This window comes from Streptomyces sp. NRRL F-5135 (assembly GCF_000719775.1).
GTDB classification, from domain to species: Bacteria; Actinomycetota; Actinomycetes; order Streptomycetales; family Streptomycetaceae; genus Streptomyces; species Streptomyces hebeiensis.
In genome coordinates this window covers 1-284 of record NZ_JOHR01000097.1, presented here as the reverse complement: position 1 = coordinate 284, position 284 = coordinate 1, and the positions used below count along the sequence as shown (strand labels likewise).

Annotated in this window: 1 protein-coding gene; it reads right to left on the bottom strand. The window is 66.2% G+C overall.

Annotated elements, in window-relative coordinates; translation table 11 throughout:
- On the bottom strand, positions 1-193 hold a 193-nt coding region (locus tag IG02_RS0135660; RefSeq protein WP_030757892.1), incomplete at its 3' end, for a transposase.
- Positions 194-284: the final 91 nt, after the last annotated feature.

Below are 284 nucleotides of genomic sequence, written 5' to 3'. Positions count from 1 at the left end.
CGTCCAGGAGGGCCTTGCCGGGATCGTGAACGGCCCGCGGTTTCCGCCACGGAGCCAGAGCCTGGGATATGGCCTGGTCGAGACCGGTCTTGCGGACCGCTTCGACGAGCAGGACCGACCCGGCCTGGGAGACGACCTGGCGGCCGTCGTCCTGGACACGGACACGGGGGTAGGACCCGATAGGGTGCTTCACCTGGGAAGTGCCTCCGGCGGTGGCAGGAACATGGACCTCGACAATCCTCATTCTTGCTGGTCAGGGGCACTTTCAGCTTTCCTGACCGCCT